The following is a 21,471-nucleotide window of genomic DNA, read 5'->3' on the forward strand; positions in this document are numbered from 1 at the left end:
GTCAGGCCTGCCGGCCGTATCGGCCGCGGGCCCGCTCCACCGTCTGCGGGGTGACCGCTCCGGTGCGCGCCAACCGGTCCAGTGCGGCCACCACGATCGACCCGGCGTCGACCCGGAAGTAGTGGCGCGCGGCCTCCCGGGTGTCCGACAGGCCGAAGCCGTCCGTGCCGAGGGACGAGTAGTCCTGCTCGACCCACTGGCTGATCTGGTCGGGCACCTGCCGCATCCAGTCGCTGACCGCCAGGACGGGCCCGGCCGCCCCCGACAGCGCCGACGTCACGTACGGGACGCGCTCCTCGCCGTCCAGCCGCTGCCGGTCGGCGTCGAGCGCGTCGCGGCGCAGTTCCGTCCAGGAGGTCACCGACCAGACGTCCGCCCGCACCCCCCACTCGGACGCGAGGAGCTCCTGGGCCTCCAGCGCCCAGTGGATCGCGGTGCCGGAGGCCAGCAGCTGGATCCGCGGCCCGGCGCCGGTGTCCGCCTGCCGGAAGCGGTAGATGCCCCGCAGGATCCCTTCCTCGACGGACGGCCCCTCGGGCATGGCCGGCTGCCGCTTCGACTCGTTGTAGACCGTCAGGTAGTAGAAGACGTCCTCGGGCCGGTCGCCGTACATGCGGCGCAGCCCTTCCCTGACGATCACCGCGATCTCGAAGGCGAACGCCGGGTCGTAGCAGACGGCCGCCGGGTTGGTGGACGCGATCAGGTGCGAGTGGCCGTCGGCGTGCTGCAGGCCCTCGCCCGTCATCGTCGTACGGCCCGCGGTCGCGCCGACCACGAAGCCGCGACCCAACTGGTCGGCCAGGGCCCAGAACTGGTCGCCCGTGCGCTGGAACCCGAACATGGCGTAGAAGATGTAGAACGGGATCATGGGCTCGCCGTGCGTGGCGTACGAGGTCGCGGCGGCCGTGAACTCCGCCAGCGACCCGGCCTCGGTGATGCCCTCGTCGATCAGCTGCCCGTTCTCGGCCTCGCGGTAGTGCAGCAACTGGCCGGCGTCGACCGGCTCGTAGGTCTGGCCGTCGGGGGAGTAGATCCCGGCGCTCGGGAAGAGCGACTCCATGCCGAACGTGCGCGCCTCGTCGGGGACGATCGGCACCCAGCGCCGCCCCGTGTCCGGGTCGCGCATCAGGTCCTTGACCAGCCGCACGAGTGCCATGGTGGTGGCCACCTCCTGCTTGCCGAAGCCCTTCCGCAGCGACTCGAAGGGCGCCTGCGGCGGCTGCTTCAGCGGATGGGCGAGCACCCTCCGCGCCGGAGCGGGGCCACCGAGCGCGGCCCGCCGCTCGCGCAGGTAGCGGACCTCCTCGGAGTCCTCGCCGGGGTGCCAGAACGGCACCTGGTCGCCGCTGAGCGCGCTGTCCGGGATGGGCAGCTCCAAGGTGTCGCGCATCCGGCGGAACTGCTCCATCGTCAGCTTCTTCATCTGGTGGTTGGCGTTGCGCGACTCGAAGTCCGCCCCCAGGGTGTGCCCCTTGACGGTCTGGGCGAGGACGACCGTCGGCGCGCCCCGGTGCTCCACGGCGGCGTGGTAGGCGGCGTACACCTTCAGGGGTTCGTGGCCGCCCCGCGACTCGGTGAACAGCTCGGTGATCCGGCTGTCGGTCAGTCCCGCCGCGATGCGGGACAGCGCGTCGCCGGTGAAGAAGTGCTCGCGTACGTACGCCGCGTCCCGCGCCGCGTACGTCTGCATCTGGGCGTCGGGCACCTGGCCGAGCCGCCGCGCCAGCGCCCCGTCGGAGTCCTGCGCCAGCACGGGGTCCCAGGCCTCGCCCCACAGCGACTTCACCACGTTCCAGCCCGCGCCGCGGAACCGGCCCTCGAGTTCCCGCACGATGCTGGAGTTCGAGCGCACCGGTCCGTCCAGCCGCTGCAGGTTGCAGTTGACGACGAAGGTCAGGTTGTCGAGGCCCTCACGCGCGGCGAGCGCCAGCGCGGCCAGCGACTCGGGCTCGTCCACCTCGCCGTCCCCGAGGAACGCCCACACCCGGGACCCGGAGGTGTCCTTGATGCCCCGGGCGTGGAGGTAGCGGTTGAACCTGGCCTGGTAGACGGCCGCGAGAGGACCCAGCCCCATGGAGACCGTGGGGAACTCCCACAGCCACGGCAGGCGCCGCGGGTGCGGATAGGACGGCAGACCGCGGCCGTCGGCCTCGCGGCGGTAGGCGTCCAGCTGCCCCTCGTGCAGCCGGCCCTCCAGGAACGCCCGGGCGTAGATGCCGGGCGACGCGTGCCCCTGCACGTACAGCTGGTCGCCGGAACCTCCTCCGGGACCCTCCTTGCCCTGGAAGAAGTGGTTGAAGCCGACCTCGTAGAGCCAGGCCGCCGACGCGTACGTCACTATGTGTCCCCCGAGGCCCAGGTGGGAGCCACGGGTGACCATCGCCGCCGCGTTCCACCGGTTCAGCGCGGTGATCCGGGCCTCCATGGCGAGGTCGCCGGGGAAGTCCGGCTGGGCGGCGGCGGGGACGGTGTTGACGGGTTCCGTGGAGAGCAGCCCCGGGAGCGGCACGCCGGATGCCGAGGCGTACTCGTGGACGCGCCGCAGCAGGTACGCGGCGCGCTCGGGCCCGGCGTGCCGGATGACGGCGTCGAGCGACTCCCGCCACTCCGCGGTCTCCTCGGCGTCAGGGTCGGGCAGCCGGTCGAACCCGCCGGCCGGGTGGGAGTGCGCGGACTGCGCCGGATCGCTCATGGGAGCCTTCCTGTCGGGGTGTGGGGCGGGGAGGGCGGCGGCCGCGGAGGGGGACTCGCGGACGGTGGTCGCCGCGTGGGCAACGGTGCGCCGCGGGCGCGAGCGGTGCCGAGGTCGTCACTGTCGCGCGAGCCACTCGCGGAACGTCGTGGGGGCGCCATGGGCGTGCGCCGCCGGGAGCAAAGACCGGCGCTGCAGCTCGGCGCCGAAGAACCAGGCGTGCTCGTCGGCGACGACCTGCCGCGCGTCGCCCCTGGCGGCCAGCAGCTCGGCGGTCAGCTCGTCGAGCCCGAACTCCTCCGGCCCGGCGACCTCCAGGGTGCCGAACAGCGGGACCCCCACCGCCACGTGCGCGACCGCCGCGGCGACGTCGTCCGCCGCCGCGGGCCGCACGAGGGCGGGCGCCACGCGCACCTCGCCGTCCCGGTGCGCGTTCTGACGGGCCATGGCCTCGACGCACTCGAAGGACAGGGCGGCACGGACGATCGAGTGGGGGACGGGGGAGCGCCGCACCTGGTCCTCCAGCAGCAGCTTCGCGCGGAACCAGCCCGACAGCAGCCGCTCGGCCCCCACGAAGGAGAGGACGACGTGGTGCTCGGCGCCCGCCCTCTCGGCGGCGGCCAGCAGAGCGGTCGTGGAGGTGCGGAAGAACTGCAGGCTCAGCGGCTCCGCGGGCGAGGGCGCGTCGGTGACGTCGACCAGGATGTCGGCGCCGCGCAGAGCCCGGGCCAGGTCCCGCTCCGCGGCCGCGTCGGAGTGGTCGCGGTGGGACAGGGGGACGACCTCCACCCCGTGGTCCCGCAGCCTGACGACCGTCCGGGAGCCGACCAGACCGGTGGCCCCTGCGACAACGACTCTCATCCGGGTCCCTTTCGTCCGCGGGGCCGGCGACCCCTGTGGTGTCCGCGTGACGGCGCAGCCGGCCGCTCCACCTGCTGTGACCGCGGCGGGGCCGTGGTTGTGACAGCACCGGGGGCCGTTCCGCGGCGGCGCGGACGGTGGGGGTGGGGAAGGCGGGGACGAGGCGGACGTCACACAAGCGCGTGCTGTCCGGTCGTATGAGGGAGCGGCGACGTTTGCCCGCAGAGGACGAGAGCGGCCACCGCCCGCCGATGTCGGTACATCGGGACTGCGGGAGGCCGGAATATCATCATTTCCTCCCGATTCGGGCATAGTCATGGAGGTGCAGCACAATGTCGGACAACGGGACACAGGGCAGCGGCGGCAGCGAAGAGCCCCGGTCGGAGGTCTGGAAGACGGCGGTGACGATGCTGCAGGAGGTCAAGCCGCCGTTTCTCCCCGAGGGTGCCTCGGGGATGACCATCGCGGTCGAGTGGCCCCCCGGCGACCCCGGTACCCCGCCGCACCGCCACTCGGGGCCGGCCTTCGGGTACGTGCTCGAGGGCGCGGTCCGCTTCGAGCTCGAGGGCGAGCCGGAGCGCATCGTCAGGGCCGGTGAGACGTTCTGGGAGCCGGGCGGGGACGTGATCCACTACCAGGACGGCAACGCCCTGCCGGACGCGCGGACGCGGTTCGTCGTGACCATGCTGTGCGCGCCCGGCCAGCCGATGCTCACCCTCGTCGAGGACGAGGAACTGGCCCGGCGCGCCCACCTGCGCGCCCCTCGCCCACCGCGGACCGGCGCGTGACCCCTCCCGTGCGGGACGGCGGAACACGGCAGGAGTGCGGTGTGCGCTGCGGCGGACAGCGGGCCGACGCGGTGCGCAACCGCCGCAGGATCCGTACCGCCGCCGCCGACCTGCTCGCCGAACAGGGCGCTGGCGTGTCCCTGGACCGGATAGCCCGCCTGGCCGGGGTCAGCAACGCGACGCTCTACCGCCACTACGGAAGCCGTGAGGAACTGCTGACCGACGTCGCCGAGGAGGTCGCGGCCGTCGCCGCCGCTGCGGAGGCCCGGCTGTCCACGTGCGACCCCCTGGTCGCGCTGAGGGGCTTCCTGGAGTCCCTGGCGACCGCGCGGCCGGCCGCGCTGTACTGCCTGCCCGAAGGGGGCGGCGACGGGCCGGCGGCGGGCTCCGGGCCCCGGGCCCGTGTGGCCGCCGCGGCGTGGCGGCTGCTGTCGCGCGCCCAGCGGGCGGGGCGGGTGCGCGAGGACGCGACCGCCGAGGACCTCCTCGCCGTCGTGTCGCAGCTGGGCCGCCCGCTCCCCGGAGCCACCTGGCGGGCCACCGACGAGAGGTGCCCGCGCCTCGTCCGGCAGTACCTGGAGGGCCTGGTCCTCCCCGTTACCCGGGTGTCGCACGAGCCGTACCACCTGCCCCGGCGCTGAACCGGGCGCGGAGGACGTCGGCGCCCTCCGCGCCCCCGGTCAGTGTCCCGGTCCGCGCGGAACGGTGTGTTCCCGCAAGAAGCCGGCCACCGTCTCCGTGAACTCCGCGGGGCGCTCGACGTGCGCCAGGTGGCCCGTCCCGTCGAGGACGGCGAGCCGCGCGCCGGGGATCCGCTCGTGGAGCATCCGTGCCCACCGCGGCCCGCAGATGAAGTCCTCGGCGCCGACCAGCACCAGCGTGGGCGCCGTGACGCCGGACAGCCGCTCCCGGACGTCGAAGGCAGGCCCCTCGCCGAGCGAGGGTTCCGCGTACATGCGCAGGGAGCCGCGCGCGGGCCCGAACTCGTCCTCGCGCCCCCAGTAGTCGACGACGTACGCCGGCATGATCGTGCGGAGGCACTCGGTGGCGCCGTCGTCGTCGAGCCGGCCGAGCGGGGCCGTCAGGGCCTCCACGTAGCGGGCCACCTCGGGGTGGTCCGCGACATGGCGGCGGGCGAACCGCTCCATGTTGGCCACGGCGTCGGCCCAGAACTCCTCGCCGGTCACCGGGGACGTGTCGTAGAGGACGAGCGAGGCGAGGTGCTCCGGGTGCTCCAGCGCGTACTGCTGGGCGACGAAACCGCCGTACGAATGGCCGAGCAGCGTCACCGGCGGCTGCGCGAGGTGCTCGATCACACCGTTCAGGAGGTGCGTGTACGTCGGCAGGGTGTACTCGCGCGGGTCGGGCAGGCGCCCGGACTCGCCGGTGCCGACGGGCTCGACGTACACCATCGTGAACGCACGCTCCAGGAGCGGCATACGCAGGTACTCCCAGCCGATGCCCGGCCCGCCGGAGAGGGCGACGCACACCGGGCCCCCGGCGCCGGCGACGTGGTACCGCTGCGCGACGGCGGTGCCCCTGTGGTCGACGGTGATCGTGTGCGTACCCGGGGCGAGCGGCCCGGCGGCGCTGTCGGCGGCGCGGGGGAGGACGGCGGGCACGGCGGATGAATTCACACTTTCCACATGCTGTGTCACGGTGTCAGTCTATCGAGGGAGAGGCCGCGCCCTTCACACCGTCGATCGCTCCCGGGCCCGGGTCCGGGAGCGCGAGGCCGGGCAGGCCGCGCAGGGACTCGTGCACGGCGTCCAGCCGCGCGTCCACGCCGGAGATCTCCTCGCGCAGCCGGCGCACGTGCGCATCCAGGGAGGCGGCCTCTGAGGCCAGTGACATGACGATCGCCCGCACGTCGGGGGCGTCATCGGTGTTCGGGAGCATCGTCGTCCTCCAGGCGGATCGGCCGGTCGAGAGGAGAGCGGCCGGAGGCGGGGGCAGGGGAACCCCATTCCTCCGGCCGCTCTCCCGGCGCGGAGCGCCGGTCAAGCACACTCTCGACAGGCCAGCCGTCCGGAACGTGACAACGACGCGCGGGGGCCTTGCGCCCCCCGGCCGTCAGACGGCGGCCCGGTACAGGCCCCGACCGGCCCGTTGCACCCTGGACGCGCCCACCAGACGGTCGAGTGTGCTGCGCACCGCGTTGATGCTGCCGGCGTTCTCGTCGCGGCCGAGGGCGGCCGCGACCTCGCGCGCCCGGACCTCCGATCCGCCCGTGGTGGCCAGGTACTCCAGGATCTGCTCGGTGAGCCTGCCGTAGCCGCCCATCGCGGAAGCGGCGGCCTGCGCCCCGATAGCTTCTTCGCCGCCGTCCTCGTCCGGGTGTCCGGTGTCGTCGGCCGCGCCGTCCTCCACGACGGGAGACTGCCGCTCCTCGGTCCGGACGTCCTCGCCGTCGATGCCCGCGGCAGCGACGGCGGGACCCGTGAGCGCAAGGTGACTGAGGGCGCCGAGCGCCCTGCGCACCGATCCCAGATGGGCGACGACCGCCGCCAACTCCCGTTCGAGTGCCTGCTTCTGCGACTCGAGGCGCTGCAGTTCTCCCTGCAGGGCTCCGGCCGTGACCTGGAGATCCTCGGTCGTGTGCGCTGCTGAGACCATGTGTCCTCTCATTCCCGGCCCCTGGGGGCCAACGTCCGCGCACACAGATTAGTACGGCGAACACACGGGGTGACCACACTGAACACCGACGGCGGTGCCCGGCTTACGACTCGTCCGCGGTGACCTCGCCGACGTCCTCGGCGTCGGCCGCCGCGAGCAGGGCGCGCGTCAGGTCGGGGAACCGCTCGTCCAGCTCGGCACGGCGCAGCGTGACGTAGCAACGCGTCCCCTCCTGGCGGGTCCGGGTGATGCCGGCCTCGCGCAGGATCTTCAGATGGTGGCTCAACGTGGACTTCGCGACCGGCGCCCGCAGCTGGCCCCACCCGCGTTCCCTGCCGTCGGCCAGGACACGCACGATCCCGATCCGCGTCGGATCGCTCAACGCGGCGAGGACGCGGGGCAGGCTCATCTCGCGCGCCTCGTGGGAATGCTGGTCGGCCATACGGTCACGATAACCCGAATGTTCGAACAATGTGGAACCCCGGATCGTCGCGACCGCTGATCACCGGGAGGGCGGAACCGTCACGCCGGCCGGGACGGCGCCCGGGACGGCGCGGTCTCAGGACCGGCGCGCCCGGTAGAGTCCGCGGCCCGCGCGGTCGACGCGCGACGTCCCCACGAGGCGGTCCAGTGTGCTCCGGACGGCGTTGATGCTGCCGCTGTCGCCGTCACGGCCGAGGGCCGCGGCGACGTCGCGGGCTCGTACCTCGGTGTCACCGGACCGCTCGAAGAAGTCCATGATCTGCTCGGTGAGTCTCCCGTACGGACTCCCGGTGTCCGCGGGGGCCGCTGTGACGTCCGCGGGGACGGCGGACGCGGGAGGGCGGATGACGGCCTGGAGCGCGCCGAGGGCCCGCTGCACCGAGCCGAGGTGCGCCATGACCGCGGCGAGCTCCCGCTCCAGGGCCTGCCGCTGGGCCTCCAGGCGGACCAGGTCGTCCTGCAGGCTCTCCGCGGTGTGCTCGACGCTCCGCGCCTTCCGGGGCACCGAAGCCATGCGATCCCTCACTTCCGCGCCTTCCGTGGTCACACGGATCGGCACCGTTCACAACCCAATTTACGCGCCGAAAGGCGGAATGTCCCCACTCTCCGGAGGAAACCGGGTGTCAGTCGGTGGTGAGGATGTGGCCGTCGCGCAGTTCCAGGACGCGGTCGGCCAGGGCCAGGAGTTGGGGGTCGTGGGTGGCGACGAGGGCGGTGACGCCTTCGCTGTGGACGACGGCGCGCAGGAGTTCCATGATGGCGCGGCCGGTGTCGGCGTCGAGTTGGCCGGTGGGTTCGTCGGCGATGATCAGGGCGGGCCGGTTGGCCAGGGCGCGGGCGATGGCCACGCGTTGCTGCTGGCCGCCGGACATCTCGCCGGGGCGCTGGCCGGCGTGGCCTTGCAGGCCGACGAGGGAGAGCAGGAGGTTGACGCGTTCCTCGCGTTCGTGGCGGGGGGTGTTGCGCAGGCGCAGGGGGACGCCGACGTTCTCGGCGGCGGTGAGGATGGGCAGCAGGCCGAAGGACTGGAAGACGAAGCCCATGCGGTCGCGGCGCAGGGCGAGCAGTTCGCGTTCGGCGAGGTCGTTGAGTGTGGTGCCGTCGACGGTGACGGTGCCGGCGTCGGCGCGGTCCAGGCCGCCGATGATGTTCAGCAGGGTCGTCTTGCCCGAGCCGGAGCGGCCCTTGAGGGCCACCAGTTCCCCGCGGGCCACGGAGAAGGACACTCCGCCCAGGGCGTGCACCGCGGTGTCCCCGGTGCCGAAGGTGCGTACCAGGTCCTCGACCACGACCATCGCCTCGGAGGCAGCCCCGTCGCCCGCCGGGCCCTCACGCCGTTCCAGCAGTCCCTCGCTCATGCAGGCCAGCATAATGGGGGGTCCCGGCCTGCGAGGAAGGGCTTTCGCGTTCGCGGAGCGGGAGGCCCGGCGTGTGACACGTGTGACACCATGCCGGCGCAGCCGGAGAGCGAGACATGCCGGAACGGCAGCCATGGAGGAACCTCGGTTTCGCCACGACTGCCTGCCCGCGTGACCCGGGCCGCCAGGTGAGCCGGTGGAGCGGCACCGGCGGCCGGGGCCGCGAGGTGCGCCTACTACTCCGGGGACGAGTGCTGGGCGGCGAGGGGTCCCAGGGACGCGAGAAGTGCGAGACGCCCCGCCGTCGGTGTGCCCGGTACCGGAGAGAACAGGGCGAGGATCTGTGTGCGCTCCTCGTCGACGAGCATCTGGCAGTCGAACTCCAGCAGGCCCACCTCGGGGTGCCGGATTCGCTTGCGTCTGCTGCGCATCACTGCCACCGAGTGCAGACGCCACAGGGCCGCGAACTCGGAACTCTCCCGTAGCAGTCGTTCGACCAGGTCCTTCGCCTGCGCGTCGCCACGGCGGACGGCTGCGGCCCGCAGGTCGGCGACGAGCGCCCGGGACTCCGTCGCGTGGTCCTGGACCGGATACCCGGCCCGGACGCGGGGATCGGTGAACCAGCGGTACACCATCGTGCCCGTGGCACCGGGCAGCCGGACGAGATCCCCGAAGACGGACCGTGCCAGGTCGTTCTGGACCAGGGTGGCACCGAGGTCGGTCATCACCTGGGCCGGGACGTCGGAGAGGCGGTCCAGCACACCGAGCAGGCCGGGCGCGACATGTTCGTCGGACCGTGTGCGGTCCGGCGGCCGGTGGCCGGCCAGTCGGCATCCACGTCACCTTGATCGAGCCGCTCATGTACCCCACCGGTCGGGCGGCGGCGTCCCCGCAGGTCCCGCAGGACCCGGCGTACGCCCACGCCCGGCAGGCGCTGTACGCGGGCGCGGAAGCCGGCGGCTTCACACCGGGCGATCCCGCGGCGACGGCCGAGGCCCTCCTCGCGATCGTGGACGCGCCCGAGCCGCCCTTGCGGGTCCTGTTCGGCACCGGCGCCCGGAGGCCCTGCGCACCGAGTACGCCGGCCGCCTCGCGGGGCTGGAGCAGTGGGACCACGTCGCGCGCCTCGCCCAGGGAAAGCCGAGCGGATCATGACCACGGCACTGACGCTGACGGTCCGCCGCCCGTCCCTGACGGCCGATGCCACGAGTCAAGCAGACGCCGGTGCCTTGAAGTAGAAGGTCGTCGGCCGGAGCACGCCCGCCGGGTTCGCGGCGTGGGCGGGGACGGTGCCGTAGGGGGTCCAGCCCGCCGTACGGTAGAGGTGTTCGGCGGGGCTGTCGGTCTCCGTGTCGAGCAGCAGCAAGGACGCGCCCGCGGCCGCCGCGGCGTGTTCGGCTACGGCGAGCAGGGTGCGGCCGAGGCCGTGGCCCCGGGCGCGGCGGTGGACCATGAGCTTGAGGACCTCGGCGCGATGCCGGCCGTTGGGCTTGGCCTCGTGGGCGAGGCTGACCGTGCCGGTGACGCCGGCGGCGTCGCGGGCGGCCCAGACCGTGAGTTCGCCGGACGCGACTGCGCGGGCGCGGGTGCGCCACCAGGCGGCGGCCTCGGGGTGGGCGAAGGGGGCCACGAAGCCGAGGGAGGCGCCGCCTTCGACGGCGTCCACGAGGAGGGCGGCGAGGTCGTCGGCGGTGTCCAGGAGGGCTTCGGCGGAGAGCGGGGCGATGGTGTGCACGGGGGCGGAGGCGTCCTTCACGGCAGTACGACCACGACGGCGTAGCGGGCGGCCTCAGGGCCAGGGCAGTGGAAGCGGGAGGTGCCCCACAGCCGGTACCGCAGGCAGTCGCCGGGGGCGAGGCGGTGGGCGCGGCCCTGGACGGTGACCTCGAGCGCGCCCTCGCGCAGCCACACGTGGTGCTCGAGACCGGCGACGGGCGGTTCTTCGTACGCGATGTCCGCGCCGGGGCGCAGCACGCCCTCGACGATCTCGGCGCGCAGCCCGGGGTGCGGGGGCGAGACGGAGCGCCGTTCGAAGCCGGAGGCGGTGTCGGTCCAGACGCCCTGCTCGGCGGCGCGCACGAGCTGCGCGGGCTCGCCGCCGCTCTCGATCTCGGCCAGCAGCCGGGACATGGTGCGCTCGTACGCGGTGCACAGGCGCCCGAGCAGGGCGGCGGTGGGGCTGATCTCGGCGCGTTCGAGACGGGAGAGCGTCGAGCGGCTGACGCCCGTGCGCGTGGCGAGCTCGTCGAGGGACCAGCCGCGTTCGTCGCGCAGTTCGGCGAGGCGCGTCGCCAGGCGGGCGTCGACGGACGCGAGATCGGGGTCTCTCATATCCGGGACGGTATCCCGGATTCGGGACGGCGCACAAGCGCGGGCGGCGTCCGGGCCGCCGCACCGCCCTCCCCGGGCCCGCCATCCTCCCCGGGGCCGTCACGGGCCGTTCGTCTCCGCCGTGTACCGTCGCCGACGGGAACGAGGCCGGACGGATCGCCGAGGCCTGCACGTCGTCGGGGACCACCGACCCGTACGTATGGAAGAGGTACGCACCGCATGACCACCGAACCGTTGCGCATCGGCGTGCTCGGCGCCGCCCGCATCGCGGGGGCCGCCATCGCCGCCCCCGCCCGCACGACCGGCCACCGGCTCGTCGCCGTGGCCGCCCGCGACCGCTCCCGCGCGACGGCCTTCGCGGCCGAGCACGGCGTCGAGCGCGTGCTGGACACGTACGCCGACGTCCTCGCCGACCCCGAGGTCGAGGCCGTGTACAACCCGCTCGCCAACGGCCTGCACGGCCCCTGGAACCTGGCCGCCATCGCCGCGGGCAAGCACGTGCTCAGCGAGAAGCCCTCCGCCAGCAACCTCGAGGAGGCCGTCGAGGTCCGCGACGCGGCCGCCAAGGCGGGCGTGGTCGTCATGGAGGCCTTCCACTACCTCTACCACCCGGTGACCCGCCGCCTGCACGAGCTGCTGGAGTCCGGCGAGCTCGGCGAACTGCGGCACGTGGAGACCGTGGTCAACATCCCCGCCCCCGCGGACGAGGACCCCCGCTGGTCGCTGCCGCTGGCCGGCGGCGCCGTGATGGACCTCGGCTGCTACTCCCTCCACGCGGCGGCGTCCCTGGCCCCGTGGGCCGGCGGTGCTCCGCGCCTGGTGGCCGCGCGCGGCGGCGAGCGCGCCCAGGCGCCCGGCGTCGACGAGTGGCTGGACGCGGACCTGGAGTACCCCGGCGGCGCCACCGCCTCGGCCCGCTGCCACATGGACTCCGAGGCCCTCGAGATGAGCTGGCGCATCGTCGGCAGCCGGGGCGAGGCCACCGCGCCCTGCTTCGTGCTGCCGCACACGGACGACCGGGTCGTCGTCCGCACGCCGGACGGCGAGCGGGTCGAGGAGCTCGGCAGGCGGACGTCGTACACCTACCAGCTGGAGGCGTTCGCGGCGGCCCTGCGCGACGGCGCCCCGCTGCCCACGGACGCCGACGACGCCGTCGAGTCGATGCGCATGATCGACGCCTGCTACCGCGCCGCGGGCTTCGAGCCGCGCCCGCGGTCCGCCGCCGTCACGCCACCAGCGGCCGGGCCGTCGGCGTGATCGGCGCCGGCAGGCACGTACTGCCGGTGAGCCACCGGTCGACCGCCGCCGCGGCCGACCGGCCCTCGGCGATCGCCCAGACGATCAGCGACTGACCGCGGCCCGCGTCGCCCGCGACGAACACCTTCTCCACCCCGGTGGCGAAGCGGGCGTCACGGACGACGTGGCCGCGCCGGTCGAGTTCCAGACCGAGCTGGGTCACCAGCCCGCAGTCGCGCTCGGCCCCCGAGAACCCCAGTGCCAGCAGCACCAGCTGGGCGGGGATGACGCGCTCGGTGCCCTGCTGCGCGCGCCGGTGCCGCGGCTCGACCCCGACCAGGTGCAGCGACCGTACGTGCCCCTCGTCGTCGCCCTCGAAGCGGAAGGTCGACGCGGAGAACACGCGGATGTCGCCCTCCGGGCCCGGCAGCGGCACGCCGCCGTGCTCCGCCGGGTCCCAGACGCCGCGCCGGGCCAGCTCACGGGCCTCCTCGTGGGCGGGGGAGACCCGGTAGACGTGCGGGTACACCGGCCACGGCTGGTGCTCGGGGCGGCACTCGCCCGGCAGCGGGTTGATGTCGAGCTGTACGACGGAGGCCGCGTGCTGCCGCAGCACGGTGCCCAGGCAGTCGGCGCCGGTGTCGCCGCCGCCGACGATGACGACGTCCTTGCCCTCGGCGCTGACCGGGGACTCCGTCAGGTCGCCCTCCTGCACCCGGTTCGCCAGCGGCAGGTACTCCATCGCCTGGTGGATGCCCGCCAGTTCCCGTCCGGGCACCCGCAACTCGCGCCAGGCCGTGGCGCCCACGGCCAGGAGCACCGCGTCGTGCTCGGCGACGACCCGCCGCGCGTCGAGGTCCGCGCCCACCTCGACCCCGGTGCGGAAAAGCGTGCCCTCGGACCGCATCTGCCCCAGCCGCCGGTCCAGATGGTGCTTCTCCATCTTGAACTCCGGTATGCCGTAGCGCAGGAGCCCGCCGAGCCGGTCCGCCCGCTCGTAGACCGTCACCGTGTGGCCGACCCGGGTGAGCTGCTGGGCGGCGGCGAGTCCGGCGGGTCCGGAGCCGACCACGGCGATCCTGCGGCCGGAGTGCCGCTCGGGGGGACGGGGGCGGGCGAGGCCGTCCTCCCACGCGCGGTCGGCGATGGCGACCTCGACGTTCTTGATCGTGACGGGGTCGGCGTTGATGGTCAGGACGCAGGCGCTCTCGCAGGGCGCCGGGCACAGCCGGCCGGTGAACTCTGGGAAGTTGTTGGTGGCGTGCAGCCGCTCCGCGGCCGCGGCCCAGTCCTCGCGGTACACCAGGTCGTTCCAGTCGGGGATCATGTTCCCCAGCGGGCAGGCCTCGTGGCAGAACGGTATGCCGCAGTCCATGCAGCGCCCGGCCTGCGCGGAGACGATCGGCAGCAGGCTCTGCCCGGTGTAGACCTCGTGCCAGTCCTCGACGCGCTCGCAGACGGGGCGGCGCGCGGGCGTGCGGCGAGGGGTGGTGAGAAAGCCCTTGGGATCGGCCATGGCCGCCTCCGGCGCCGCCGTCACGATCATGGGGAGTCACGGTGACCGCGTCCCCCGGCGCATGGCACCTTCAGGCCACCATACGTCGGGTTTGTCGGTATTTCGATGGCGCGGCCACCGTGATCTCCCGCAGGTCGTTCAGGCCGCCGGCTCCAGTTCCGCCGAGCGCGGGTTGATCAGTACGACGTCGCAGGTCGCGTACCGCATCAGGGACTGCCCGGTACCGGCGTCCATCAGCGCGGTCAGCCCGCCGTGGGCGGGGGCCCCGACGACGATGGCGCGGGCCCCGGTCCGCTCCGCGTGCTCGGCGACCAGGCGGCCCACCTCCCCGTGGCCGGTGACGTTGCGCAGCACGTGGCCGACGGCCGGGACGCCGAGGGCGGTGAGCCGTTCCAGGTGCTCGCGGACGGCGGCCCGGGCGGACTCCAGGTCCTCGGCGTCGGCGGCCGCGTCCCCCGCGACGGCTGACTCCTCCGCGTGGACGACGTGCACCGTACGGCCGTTGATCGTCGCGAGACGGCCGGCGGCCTCGGCGACGCGCCGCGCGTCGGGAGAACCGTCCACGGCGGCGACGATGGCACCGCGGCCCGCGTCGCCGGACACCGCGGCGACGTGCTCGACCGGCACCAGCGACACGGCGGTGCCCGTTCCGGGGGCGTCGACCTGCTCGGCCTGCGCCTTCTCGGCCTCCTTGAGCAGCCCGTGGGCCGTGGAGAGGATGACGATGCCCAGCACGAGCGCCCCGGCGCCGATGTAGAACGGCACATGGATCCCGAACGCCTCGACCAGCTTGCCCGCGGCGAACGGCGCCAGACCGCCGCCGATGAAGCGGACGAAGCCGTACGCGGCGGCGGCGACGGCACGGTCGACGGGCGCGACGGTCATGACCGCCTGGGTGGTGACCGTGTTGTTCACCCCGATGAAGACTCCGGCGACGATCACGCACACGATCAGCACGGTCCGGTTGTCCGTCCAGATCGCGATGGCCAGCACGGTGAGGGCGAACAGCGCGAGGTTGGCGTAGAGCGTCTGCGCGATGCCCAGCCGGGCCTGCAGCCGCGGGGCGCCGAAGACGGCGAAGACCGCGACGAGGGCGCCCCAGCCGGTGAAGACGAGGCCGAGCTGGATAGCACCGAGGCCCATAGGGAAGGGCGCGTAGCCGAGCACGGTGAAGAACGCCCAGTTGTAGCAGAGGGCCGTCAGCGACATTGTCAGCAGGCCGCGGTGGCGCAGCGCGCGCAGCGGCTCGCCGAGTCCGGTCCTGCGGGCCGGCAGCGGGATCGGCTCCACGAGGACGACGGTGGCGACCAGCGCGACGGCCATCAGGACGGCGACGCCGTAGAACGGGCCGCGCCAGCTCACGTTGCCCAGCAGGCCGCCGAGCAGCGGGCCCACGGCGATGCCGACGCCCAGCGCGGTCTCGTAGAGGATGATCGCGCCCACGAAGCCGCCGCTCGCCGAGGCGACGATCACCGCCAGCGAGGTGGCGATGAACAGGGCGTTGCCGATGCCCCAGCCCGCGCGGAAGCCGACGATGCCGCCGATGCTCCCCGAGCCGCCGGCCAGGGCCGCGAACACCACGATCAGGGCGAGGCCCACGATCAGCGTCCGCTTGGCCCCGATCCGGCTGGAGACCCAGTTGGTGATGAGCATGGCGACCGCGGTCACCACCAGGTAGCTGGTGAACAGCAGCGTCACCTGGCTGGGGGTGGCGTTCAGTTGCTCGGATATCGCGGGCAGGATCGGGTCGACGAGCCCGATCCCCATGAACGAGACCACACAGGCGAAGGCGACCGCGAACACGGCCTTCGGCTGTTTGAACGGATTCACGGAACGGGACGATTGCGCATGCGCGGTCATGAAGCTGCTCCGACGTAGAACCGATGCCTGATCAATTGCTCCGCTGGGCGAGACGCGACGAGGCCGGGGGCTGCCCCAGCCGGGTCAGGGCCTCCACGGCGGGCAGTGCGGCCACCAGGGCCGACCGCTCGTCCGGGCTCAGCTGTTCCAGCAACTCCCCGAGCCGCTCGGCACGTACGGCGCGGCGCCGGGCGATGGCCTCCCGGCCTGCGTCGGTGATGTCGACGAGCACCACGCGCCCGTCCGACGGGTCCGCCGCGCGACCGGCGAGTCCCGCCTCGGCCAGCCGGGACACGACCTGGGTCATCGCCGGCTGGGTGACGCCCTCCAGGGCCGCCAGTTCCGTCAGCCGGAGCGGGCCGGACTGCTCCAGCGTGGACAGCGTCGCCACCGTGGTCAGTGACAGCTCGCTCGGCTGACTGAGCCTGCGCAGCATGCGGTACAGCCGTTCCAGGGCCCGCGCCACGTCGACGGCGTGGCTGTGGTCCGGGTCGTCACCGGGAAGATGCATAAGGCATTTATATCACTGCCTTATGTATCCGGTCAGGGGCCGCCCGGAGCGCGTGCGCGGGCGGGCACGAAGGAGGGCCGGGCACGCCTGCGACGGCGTGCCCGGCCCTCGTGTCCCCACCCGGGGCGGGGCGGGGAGGCTCAGAGCCCGTAGCGCTCCCGGGCCTCCTGCACGGTCTCCCGCTTCACCTCGCCGCGTCCGGCGAGCGAGGCCAGTGCGGCGACGACCACCGACCGCGGGTCCACGCCGAAGTGGCGGCGCGCCGCCTCACGCGTGTCCGACAGGCCGAAGCCGTCGGTGCCGATCGAGTGCCAGTCCTGCGGCACCCACTGACTGATCTGGTCCGGCACCGCGCGCATCCAGTCGCTCACCGCCAGCACCGGGCCCGGCGCGCCCTCCAGCACGCGCGTGACGTGGGGGAGCGGCGCGTCCTCGCCGCGCAGCCGGGCCGCGTCGTACGCCAGGCCGCCGCGGCGCAGCTCGCTCCACGAGGTCGCCGACCACACGTCCGCCGCCACGCCCCACTCCGAGGCCAGCAGTTGCTGCGCCTCCAGGGCCCAGTGGATCGCCGTGCCGGACGCCATCAGCTGCAGTCGCGGCGCGTCGGCGGGCAGCCCGGCCGTGTCGGCGGTCCGGAAGCGGTACAGGCCCTTGACGATGCCTTCCTCGATGCCCGGTTCGGCCGGCATGACCGGCTGGATCTTGGGCTCGTTGTAGACCGTCAGGTAGTAGAAGACGTCCTCCGCGTCCGGGCCGTACATACGGCGCAGGCCCTCGCGGACGATCACGCCGATCTCGTAGGCGAACGCCGGGTCGTACGAGAGCGCCGCCGGGTTGGTCGACGCGATCAGGTGGGAGTGGCCGTCGGCGTGCTGCAGGCCCTCGCCCGTCATCGTCGTGCGGCCCGCGGTCGCCCCGACCAGGAAGCCGCGGCCGAGCTGGTCGGCGAGGGCCCACATCTGGTCGGCGGTCCGCTGCCAGCCGAACATCGAGTAGAAGATGTAGAACGGGATCATCGGCTCGCCGTGCGTGGCGTACGAGGTCGCCGCGGCGGTGAAGGAGGCCATCGAACCGGCCTCGGTGATGCCCTCGTTGAGGATCTGCCCGTTCTCCGCCTCCTTGTAGTACAGGAGCATGTCGCGGTCGACCGGGTCGTAGGTCTGGCCGAGCGGCGAGTAGATGCCGGCGCTCGGGAAGAGCGACTCCATGCCGAAGGTGCGGGCCTCGTCGGGGACGATCGGCACCCAGCGGCGACCGCTCTCCTTCTCCCGCATCAGGTCCTTGAGCAGCCGGACCAGGGCCATCGTGGTCGCGATCTCCTGGCCGCCGGAGCCCTTGGCCAGCGCCTCGAAGGGCTTGCCGGACGGCTCGGGCAGCGTCACGGCGTGCACCCGCCGGGCCGGCGCGGGGCCGCCGAGCTCGGCGCGGCGCTCCTGCAGGTAGCGGACCTCGGGGGAGTCGGCGCCCGGGTGCGCGTACGGCACCAGGTCGCCGGAGAGCACGCTGTCCGGGATGGGCAGCTCGAGCAGGTCGCGCATGGTGCGGAACTCGGGGACCGTGAGCTTCTTCATCTGGTGGTTGGCGTTGCGCGACTCGAAGCCGCGGCCCAGCGTCCAGCCCTTGACCGTCTGCGCGAGGACCACGGTCGGCGCGCCCTTGTGCGTGATGGCCGCGCGGTAGGCGGCGTACACCTTGCGCGGCTCGTGGCCTCCGCGGGAGGTGTGGAAGCACTCGGTGATCTTGGCGTCGGTCAGCAGCTTCGCCATCTCGGCCAGCGCCGGGTCGGCGCCGAAGAAGTGCTCCCGGATGTAGGCGGCGTCCCGGGTGGCGTACGTCTGGAACTGGCCGTCGGGCACCTCGCGCAGCCGCCGGACGAGCGCGCCGGTGGTGTCGAGGGCGAACAGCTCGTCCCAGGCGGAGCCCCACAGCGACTTGACGACGTTCCAGCCCGCGGCGCGGAACTTCGCCTCCAGCTCCTGGACGATCTTGAAGTTGGCGCGCACCGGTCCGTCGAGACGCTGCAGGTTGCAGTTGATCACGAAGGTCAGGTTGTCCAGCCCCTCGCGGCCGGCGAGGCCGAGGGCGGCGGTCGACTCCGGCTCGTCCATCTCGCCGTCGCCGAGGAAGGCCCACACGTGCGAGCCGGAGACGTCCTTGATGCCGCGGTGCGTCAGGTAGCGGTTGAAGCGGGCCTGCTGGATCGCCGCGAGCGGGCCGAGGCCCATCGACACCGTGGGGAACTCCCACAGCCAGGGCAGCCGGCGCGGGTGCGGGTAGGACGGCAGGCCGTCGCCGCCGGCCTCCTGGCGGAAGTTGTCCAGCTGCCGCTCGGTCAGCCGGCCGTCGAGGAAGGCGCGGGCGTAGATGCCGGGGGAGGCGTGGCCCTGGATGTACAGCTGGTCGCCGGAGCCGTCCCCCTCCTTGCCGCGGAAGAAGTGGTTGAAGCCGGTCTCGTACAGCCAGGCCGCGGAGGCGAAGGTGGCGATGTGGCCGCCGAGGCCCAGGCGGCTGCCGCGGGTCACCATGGCGGCGGCGTTCCAGCGGTTCCATCCGGCGATGCGCCGCTCCATGTCCGCGTCACCGGGGAGCTCGGGCTCCGCGGCGGCCGGGATGGTGTTGATGTGCTCGGTCTCCAGCAGCGAAGGCACCGAGAGGCCGGACGCCTGCGCGTGGTCGAAGGTGCGGCGCATCAGGTAGGCCGCTCGCTCCGGGCCGGCGGCACGGGCGACCGCGTCGAGGGAGGCGGCCCATTCGCCGGTCTCCTCGGGGTCGGGGTCCGGCAGGTGATCGAGTGCGCTCAGCGTGGCGTCGGTCATGGTGAACGCCTTCCAGATGGTTCCGTGCGGGCAGGGTGTCCCCGTCTCTCACAGAATAAATCTGATCGATGATCGATCAATACCCTGTGACGAGGGTCACAGAAAGGGGGTTCCGGCCCTCGGACCGGGTCAGCCGCCTTGCGGGGCGCAGCCCAGCACATGCTCCTTGACCAGCTCGCCGACCCGCGGATCGTTCCTGCGGAAGGCCTCCACCACCGCCTGGTGCTCCTCGGCGTACAGCCGCTGCCGGGTGCCCAGCCAGCGGATCGACAGCGCCGTCCACACCTCGATCCCCAGCGACTCCCAGGTGTGCAGCAGCACGCTGTTGCCCGAGGCCCGCACCAGCTCGCGGTGGAACGCCACGGTGTGCCGCACCTGCGCCCCGGCGTCGCCCACCGCGTCCGCCTCGTGCAGCAGGGCGACCTCGGCCTCCAGCGCGGACAGGTCCTGCCGCAGGCGCGGCGCGGCCAGCTCCGCGGCGATCTGCTCCAGGCCGGCCCGCACCGGGTAGATCTCCTCCAGGTCCGCGGCGGTCAGCCGGCGCACCCGCACGCCCTTGTTCGGGGCGGACTCGATCAGCCGCATGACCTCCAGCTCCCGCAGTGCCTCCCGCACGGGCGTCTGGCTGACCTCCAGCTCGGTGGCGATACCCCGCTCGACGATCCGCTCCCCGGGCTTCCACCGCCCGCTGACGATGCCGTCCACGATGAACTCGCGGATCTGCTCGCGCAGAGAGCGGACGACGGGCGGCGCCATGGGGACTCCTCCGGGAAAGGGCAGCTGACTAGACGATACGGCGACGGCGCCCTCCGGCGTTCCGGGACGGCGGCACCGGCTGCCGCCGCGCCCTCAGGCGAGGACGACCTCCACGCCGCCCTCGGCCGGCACCTCCAGGACCAGACCGAAGCGGCTGTCCGGCTCCCCGCGGGAGTTCGGCGTGACGCCCAGCGCCCCGGGCGACGGCGGAGTCCCGCCACACCAGGGTGTACGGGGTGGTGACCCCCGAGAACCGACTGCCTGCTCCCGGCTACCCGAGATCGTAGGTGACCGTCACCGGCGCGTGGTCGGACCAGCGCTCGGGGTGGGTGTCCGCGCGCTCGACCCGGGTCTGCGCGGCCCGGGCCGCCAGGCCGCGGGTGGCGACGTGGAGGTCGATGCGCCAGCCGCTGTCGTTGTCGAAGGCGCGGCCCCGGTAGGACCACCACGTGTACGGGCCCTCGCCCTCCGGGGTGAGGTGGCGCACGACGTCGGTGTACCCGGCCTCGTCGTAGACGCGGGACAGCCAGGCCCGCTCCTCGGGGAGGAAACCGGCGTTCTTCTGGTTGGCCCGCCAGTTGCGCAGGTCGCGCTCGGTGTGCGCGATGTTCCAGTCGCCGCAGATCAGCACCTCGCGGCCCTCGGCGGCGGCCTTCTCCCGAAGCTTCACCATGTGCTCGAGGAACGCCTCCATGAAGCGCTCCTTCTCCTCCTGCCGCTCCGTGCCGACCTCGCCCGAGGGGAGGTAGAGGCTGGCGACCGTGACGCCCGGCAGCTCGATCTCCGCGTAGCGGCCGGAGCCGTCGAACTCCTCCGAGCCGAAGCCGATCCGGCTCGCGGACGGTTCCCGCCGCGAGTAGAGGGACACCCCGGCCCGGCCCTTGGCGGCCGCCGGCGCGTGGAGCACGTGCCAGCCCTCCGGTGCGCGGACCTCCTCGGGCAGCTGCGCGGCCTCGGCGCGGACCTCCTGCAGGCACACCACGTCGGCCGTGGTCGCCTCCAGCCAGGGGAGGAAGCCCTTCTTGGCCGCGGCGCGCAGCCCGTTCACGTTCACGGTGGTCACGGTGAGCATGACGGGGACGATACCCGGCGGCCGCAGGGTGCCCGTACCGGGGCGTAGGCCGCACACCCGTACGATGTGCGGGTGGAGATCCGGAAGACGCGCTACGACCACCCCGACGCCGTGCTGCTGACCGAGCAGGTGCAGCAGGAGTACGTGGAGCGGTACGGCGGCCCCGACGCGACCGCGATGGACGCCGACCACTTCGACGGCCCGCACGGTCAGTTCATGGTCGGCTACCTCGACGGCGCCCCCGTCGTGACCGGCGGCTGGCGCGGCCAGGACGCCTCCCCCGAGGGCTTCGAGGACGGCGACGCCGAGGTCAAGCGGATGTACGTGGTGCCGCAGGCACGGGGCCGCGGATTCGCGCGCCGGATGCTCGCCGCCCTGGAGGCCGGCGCCGCCGCGGCGGGCCGCACCCGGATGGTGCTGGAGACGGGGCAGATGCAGCCGGAGGCGATCGCCCTGTACGCCTCCTGCGGCTACACACCGGTGGCCAAGTTCGGCCACTACAAGGACAGTCCGCTCAGCGTGTGCCTGGGCAAGTCGCTCCCGGCACCGGCCGAGGCGCCCGTACCCGCGTAGCC

At 73.4% G+C, this 21,471-nt stretch carries 21 protein-coding genes; 4 read left to right on the forward strand and 17 right to left on the reverse strand.

Features of this window, described 5'->3' with window-relative positions; genetic code table 11:
• Nucleotide 1 precedes the first annotated feature (1 nt).
• Both aceE (PV342_RS20435) and PV342_RS20440 read right to left on the reverse strand, forming a co-directional pair.
• On the reverse strand, nucleotides 2–2,692 hold the full coding sequence (gene aceE / locus PV342_RS20435) for a pyruvate dehydrogenase (acetyl-transferring), homodimeric type (RefSeq protein ID WP_500318208.1): 2,691 nt from the start codon (nucleotides 2,690–2,692) through the stop codon (nucleotides 2–4).
• Nucleotides 2,693–2,809: 117 nt separating this feature from the next.
• Nucleotides 2,810–3,553 carry an SDR family oxidoreductase gene (locus PV342_RS20440; protein ID WP_500318209.1) on the reverse strand — a complete coding sequence of 248 codons (744 nt, stop codon included), beginning with the start codon at nucleotides 3,551–3,553 and terminating at the stop codon, nucleotides 2,810–2,812.
• Nucleotides 3,554–3,885: 332 nt separating this feature from the next.
• On the opposite strand from PV342_RS20440, the gene PV342_RS20445 reads away from it, so the two are divergent.
• Nucleotides 3,886–4,341, forward strand: a complete 456-nt coding sequence (locus tag PV342_RS20445; RefSeq protein ID WP_386997688.1) for a cupin domain-containing protein — start codon at nucleotides 3,886–3,888, stop codon at nucleotides 4,339–4,341.
• Nucleotides 4,338–4,982 carry a TetR/AcrR family transcriptional regulator gene (locus PV342_RS20450; RefSeq protein WP_500318211.1) on the forward strand — a complete coding sequence of 215 codons (645 nt, stop codon included), beginning with the start codon at nucleotides 4,338–4,340 and terminating at the stop codon, nucleotides 4,980–4,982. The genes PV342_RS20445 and PV342_RS20450 overlap by 4 nt, the downstream gene beginning before the upstream one ends.
• 39 nt (nucleotides 4,983–5,021) lie before the next feature.
• Here PV342_RS20450 and PV342_RS20455 read toward each other — a convergent pair whose 3' ends face one another.
• From PV342_RS20455 to PV342_RS20495, 9 genes are all read right to left on the reverse strand, one after another.
• A complete protein-coding gene (locus tag PV342_RS20455; RefSeq protein ID WP_500318213.1) occupies nucleotides 5,022–5,978 on the reverse strand; it encodes an alpha/beta fold hydrolase in 957 nt (318 codons plus the stop codon).
• A 25-nt stretch (nucleotides 5,979–6,003) separates the two neighbouring features.
• The gene (locus PV342_RS20460) at nucleotides 6,004–6,240 is read right to left on the reverse strand and encodes a hypothetical protein (protein WP_386997692.1); all 237 of its coding nucleotides are present in this window, start codon (nucleotides 6,238–6,240) and stop codon (nucleotides 6,004–6,006) included.
• Between the two features lie 174 nt (nucleotides 6,241–6,414).
• Nucleotides 6,415–6,957 (reverse strand): hypothetical protein, encoded by a 543-nt coding sequence (locus PV342_RS20465; protein WP_433416083.1) that lies wholly within the window; start codon nucleotides 6,955–6,957, stop codon nucleotides 6,415–6,417.
• 103 nt (nucleotides 6,958–7,060) lie between these two features.
• Entirely contained in the window at nucleotides 7,061–7,399 is a 339-nt protein-coding gene (locus PV342_RS20470) for an ArsR/SmtB family transcription factor (protein WP_329189786.1), read from the reverse strand.
• Nucleotides 7,400–7,516: 117 nt separating this feature from the next.
• Nucleotides 7,517–7,954, reverse strand: a complete 438-nt coding sequence (locus PV342_RS20475; protein WP_400808825.1) for a hypothetical protein — start codon at nucleotides 7,952–7,954, stop codon at nucleotides 7,517–7,519.
• A gap of 109 nt (nucleotides 7,955–8,063) precedes the next feature.
• Nucleotides 8,064–8,735: an ABC transporter ATP-binding protein gene (locus tag PV342_RS20480; RefSeq protein ID WP_500318342.1), complete on the reverse strand. Its 672-nt coding sequence runs from the start codon at nucleotides 8,733–8,735 to the stop codon at nucleotides 8,064–8,066.
• Between the two features lie 299 nt (nucleotides 8,736–9,034).
• On the reverse strand, nucleotides 9,035–9,625 hold the full coding sequence (locus tag PV342_RS20485; protein WP_500318345.1) for an MmyB family transcriptional regulator: 591 nt from the start codon (nucleotides 9,623–9,625) through the stop codon (nucleotides 9,035–9,037).
• A 383-nt stretch (nucleotides 9,626–10,008) separates the two neighbouring features.
• Nucleotides 10,009–10,533 (reverse strand): GNAT family N-acetyltransferase, encoded by a 525-nt coding sequence (locus PV342_RS20490; RefSeq protein ID WP_400803797.1) that lies wholly within the window; start codon nucleotides 10,531–10,533, stop codon nucleotides 10,009–10,011.
• Between the two features lie 17 nt (nucleotides 10,534–10,550).
• Nucleotides 10,551–11,129 carry a helix-turn-helix domain-containing protein gene (locus PV342_RS20495; RefSeq protein ID WP_400803367.1) on the reverse strand — a complete coding sequence of 193 codons (579 nt, stop codon included), beginning with the start codon at nucleotides 11,127–11,129 and terminating at the stop codon, nucleotides 10,551–10,553.
• A 219-nt stretch (nucleotides 11,130–11,348) separates the two neighbouring features.
• Between PV342_RS20495 and PV342_RS20500 the strand changes: the two genes are divergently transcribed.
• Complete coding sequence (locus PV342_RS20500) at nucleotides 11,349–12,386, forward strand: Gfo/Idh/MocA family protein (protein ID WP_386996429.1); 1,038 nt, start codon at nucleotides 11,349–11,351, stop codon at nucleotides 12,384–12,386.
• On the opposite strand, the gene PV342_RS20505 is transcribed toward PV342_RS20500, so the two are convergent.
• The 6 genes from PV342_RS20505 to PV342_RS20530 all read right to left on the reverse strand — a co-directional run bounded on the left by PV342_RS20505 (nucleotide 12,355) and on the right by PV342_RS20530 (nucleotide 20,896).
• Nucleotides 12,355–13,881, reverse strand: coding sequence for a glutamate synthase subunit beta (locus PV342_RS20505; RefSeq protein WP_026251316.1), 1,527 nt, complete (start codon nucleotides 13,879–13,881; stop codon nucleotides 12,355–12,357). The genes PV342_RS20500 and PV342_RS20505 overlap by 32 nt on opposite strands.
• A gap of 138 nt (nucleotides 13,882–14,019) precedes the next feature.
• Nucleotides 14,020–15,741, reverse strand: coding sequence for an MFS transporter (locus PV342_RS20510; protein ID WP_400803370.1), 1,722 nt, complete (start codon nucleotides 15,739–15,741; stop codon nucleotides 14,020–14,022).
• Nucleotides 15,742–15,772: 31 nt separating this feature from the next.
• Nucleotides 15,773–16,252, reverse strand: coding sequence for a MarR family winged helix-turn-helix transcriptional regulator (locus tag PV342_RS20515; RefSeq protein WP_018560814.1), 480 nt, complete (start codon nucleotides 16,250–16,252; stop codon nucleotides 15,773–15,775).
• Nucleotides 16,253–16,392: 140 nt separating this feature from the next.
• Nucleotides 16,393–19,068 carry a pyruvate dehydrogenase (acetyl-transferring), homodimeric type gene (gene aceE, locus PV342_RS20520; RefSeq protein WP_500318217.1) on the reverse strand — a complete coding sequence of 892 codons (2,676 nt, stop codon included), beginning with the start codon at nucleotides 19,066–19,068 and terminating at the stop codon, nucleotides 16,393–16,395.
• 129 nt (nucleotides 19,069–19,197) lie between these two features.
• Nucleotides 19,198–19,824 (reverse strand): GntR family transcriptional regulator, encoded by a 627-nt coding sequence (locus PV342_RS20525; protein ID WP_386996435.1) that lies wholly within the window; start codon nucleotides 19,822–19,824, stop codon nucleotides 19,198–19,200.
• A 271-nt stretch (nucleotides 19,825–20,095) separates the two neighbouring features.
• A complete protein-coding gene (locus PV342_RS20530; RefSeq protein WP_386996437.1) occupies nucleotides 20,096–20,896 on the reverse strand; it encodes an exodeoxyribonuclease III in 801 nt (266 codons plus the stop codon).
• Between the two features lie 72 nt (nucleotides 20,897–20,968).
• Between PV342_RS20530 and PV342_RS20535 the strand changes: the two genes are divergently transcribed.
• The gene (locus PV342_RS20535) at nucleotides 20,969–21,469 is read left to right on the forward strand and encodes a GNAT family N-acetyltransferase (protein ID WP_500318219.1); all 501 of its coding nucleotides are present in this window, start codon (nucleotides 20,969–20,971) and stop codon (nucleotides 21,467–21,469) included.
• The last annotated feature ends 2 nt before the right edge of the window (nucleotides 21,470–21,471 follow it).

This window comes from Streptomyces sp. PA03-3a (assembly GCF_033792735.1).
Taxonomy (GTDB): Bacteria; Actinomycetota; Actinomycetes; order Streptomycetales; family Streptomycetaceae; genus Actinacidiphila.

Bases quoted from the DNA above. Each gene is read 5' to 3' on its own strand.
- PV342_RS20440 (WP_500318209.1), bottom strand. From the start codon at position 3,553: ATGAGAGTCGTTGTCGCAGGGGCCACCGGTCTGGTCGGCTCCCGGACG.
- PV342_RS20480 (WP_500318342.1), bottom strand. From the start codon at position 8,735: ATGGTCGTGGTCGAGGACCTGGTACGCACCTTCGGCACCGGGGACACC.
- PV342_RS20475 (WP_400808825.1), bottom strand. From the start codon at position 7,954: ATGGCTTCGGTGCCCCGGAAGGCGCGGAGCGTCGAGCACACCGCGGAG.
- PV342_RS20505 (WP_026251316.1), bottom strand. From the start codon at position 13,881: ATGGCCGATCCCAAGGGCTTTCTCACCACCCCTCGCCGCACGCCCGCG.
- aceE (WP_500318217.1), bottom strand. From the start codon at position 19,068: ATGACCGACGCCACGCTGAGCGCACTCGATCACCTGCCGGACCCCGAC.
- PV342_RS20445 (WP_386997688.1), top strand. From the start codon at position 3,886: ATGTCGGACAACGGGACACAGGGCAGCGGCGGCAGCGAAGAGCCCCGG.
- PV342_RS20525 (WP_386996435.1), bottom strand. From the start codon at position 19,824: ATGGCGCCGCCCGTCGTCCGCTCTCTGCGCGAGCAGATCCGCGAGTTC.
- PV342_RS20465 (WP_433416083.1), bottom strand. From the start codon at position 6,957: ATGGTCTCAGCAGCGCACACGACCGAGGATCTCCAGGTCACGGCCGGA.
- aceE (WP_500318208.1), bottom strand. From the start codon at position 2,692: ATGAGCGATCCGGCGCAGTCCGCGCACTCCCACCCGGCCGGCGGGTTC.
- PV342_RS20495 (WP_400803367.1), bottom strand. From the start codon at position 11,129: ATGAGAGACCCCGATCTCGCGTCCGTCGACGCCCGCCTGGCGACGCGC.
- PV342_RS20530 (WP_386996437.1), bottom strand. From the start codon at position 20,896: ATGCTCACCGTGACCACCGTGAACGTGAACGGGCTGCGCGCCGCGGCC.
- PV342_RS20500 (WP_386996429.1), top strand. From the start codon at position 11,349: ATGACCACCGAACCGTTGCGCATCGGCGTGCTCGGCGCCGCCCGCATC.
- PV342_RS20460 (WP_386997692.1), bottom strand. From the start codon at position 6,240: ATGCTCCCGAACACCGATGACGCCCCCGACGTGCGGGCGATCGTCATG.
- PV342_RS20510 (WP_400803370.1), bottom strand. From the start codon at position 15,741: ATGACCGCGCATGCGCAATCGTCCCGTTCCGTGAATCCGTTCAAACAG.
- PV342_RS20515 (WP_018560814.1), bottom strand. From the start codon at position 16,252: ATGCATCTTCCCGGTGACGACCCGGACCACAGCCACGCCGTCGACGTG.
- PV342_RS20470 (WP_329189786.1), bottom strand. From the start codon at position 7,399: ATGGCCGACCAGCATTCCCACGAGGCGCGCGAGATGAGCCTGCCCCGC.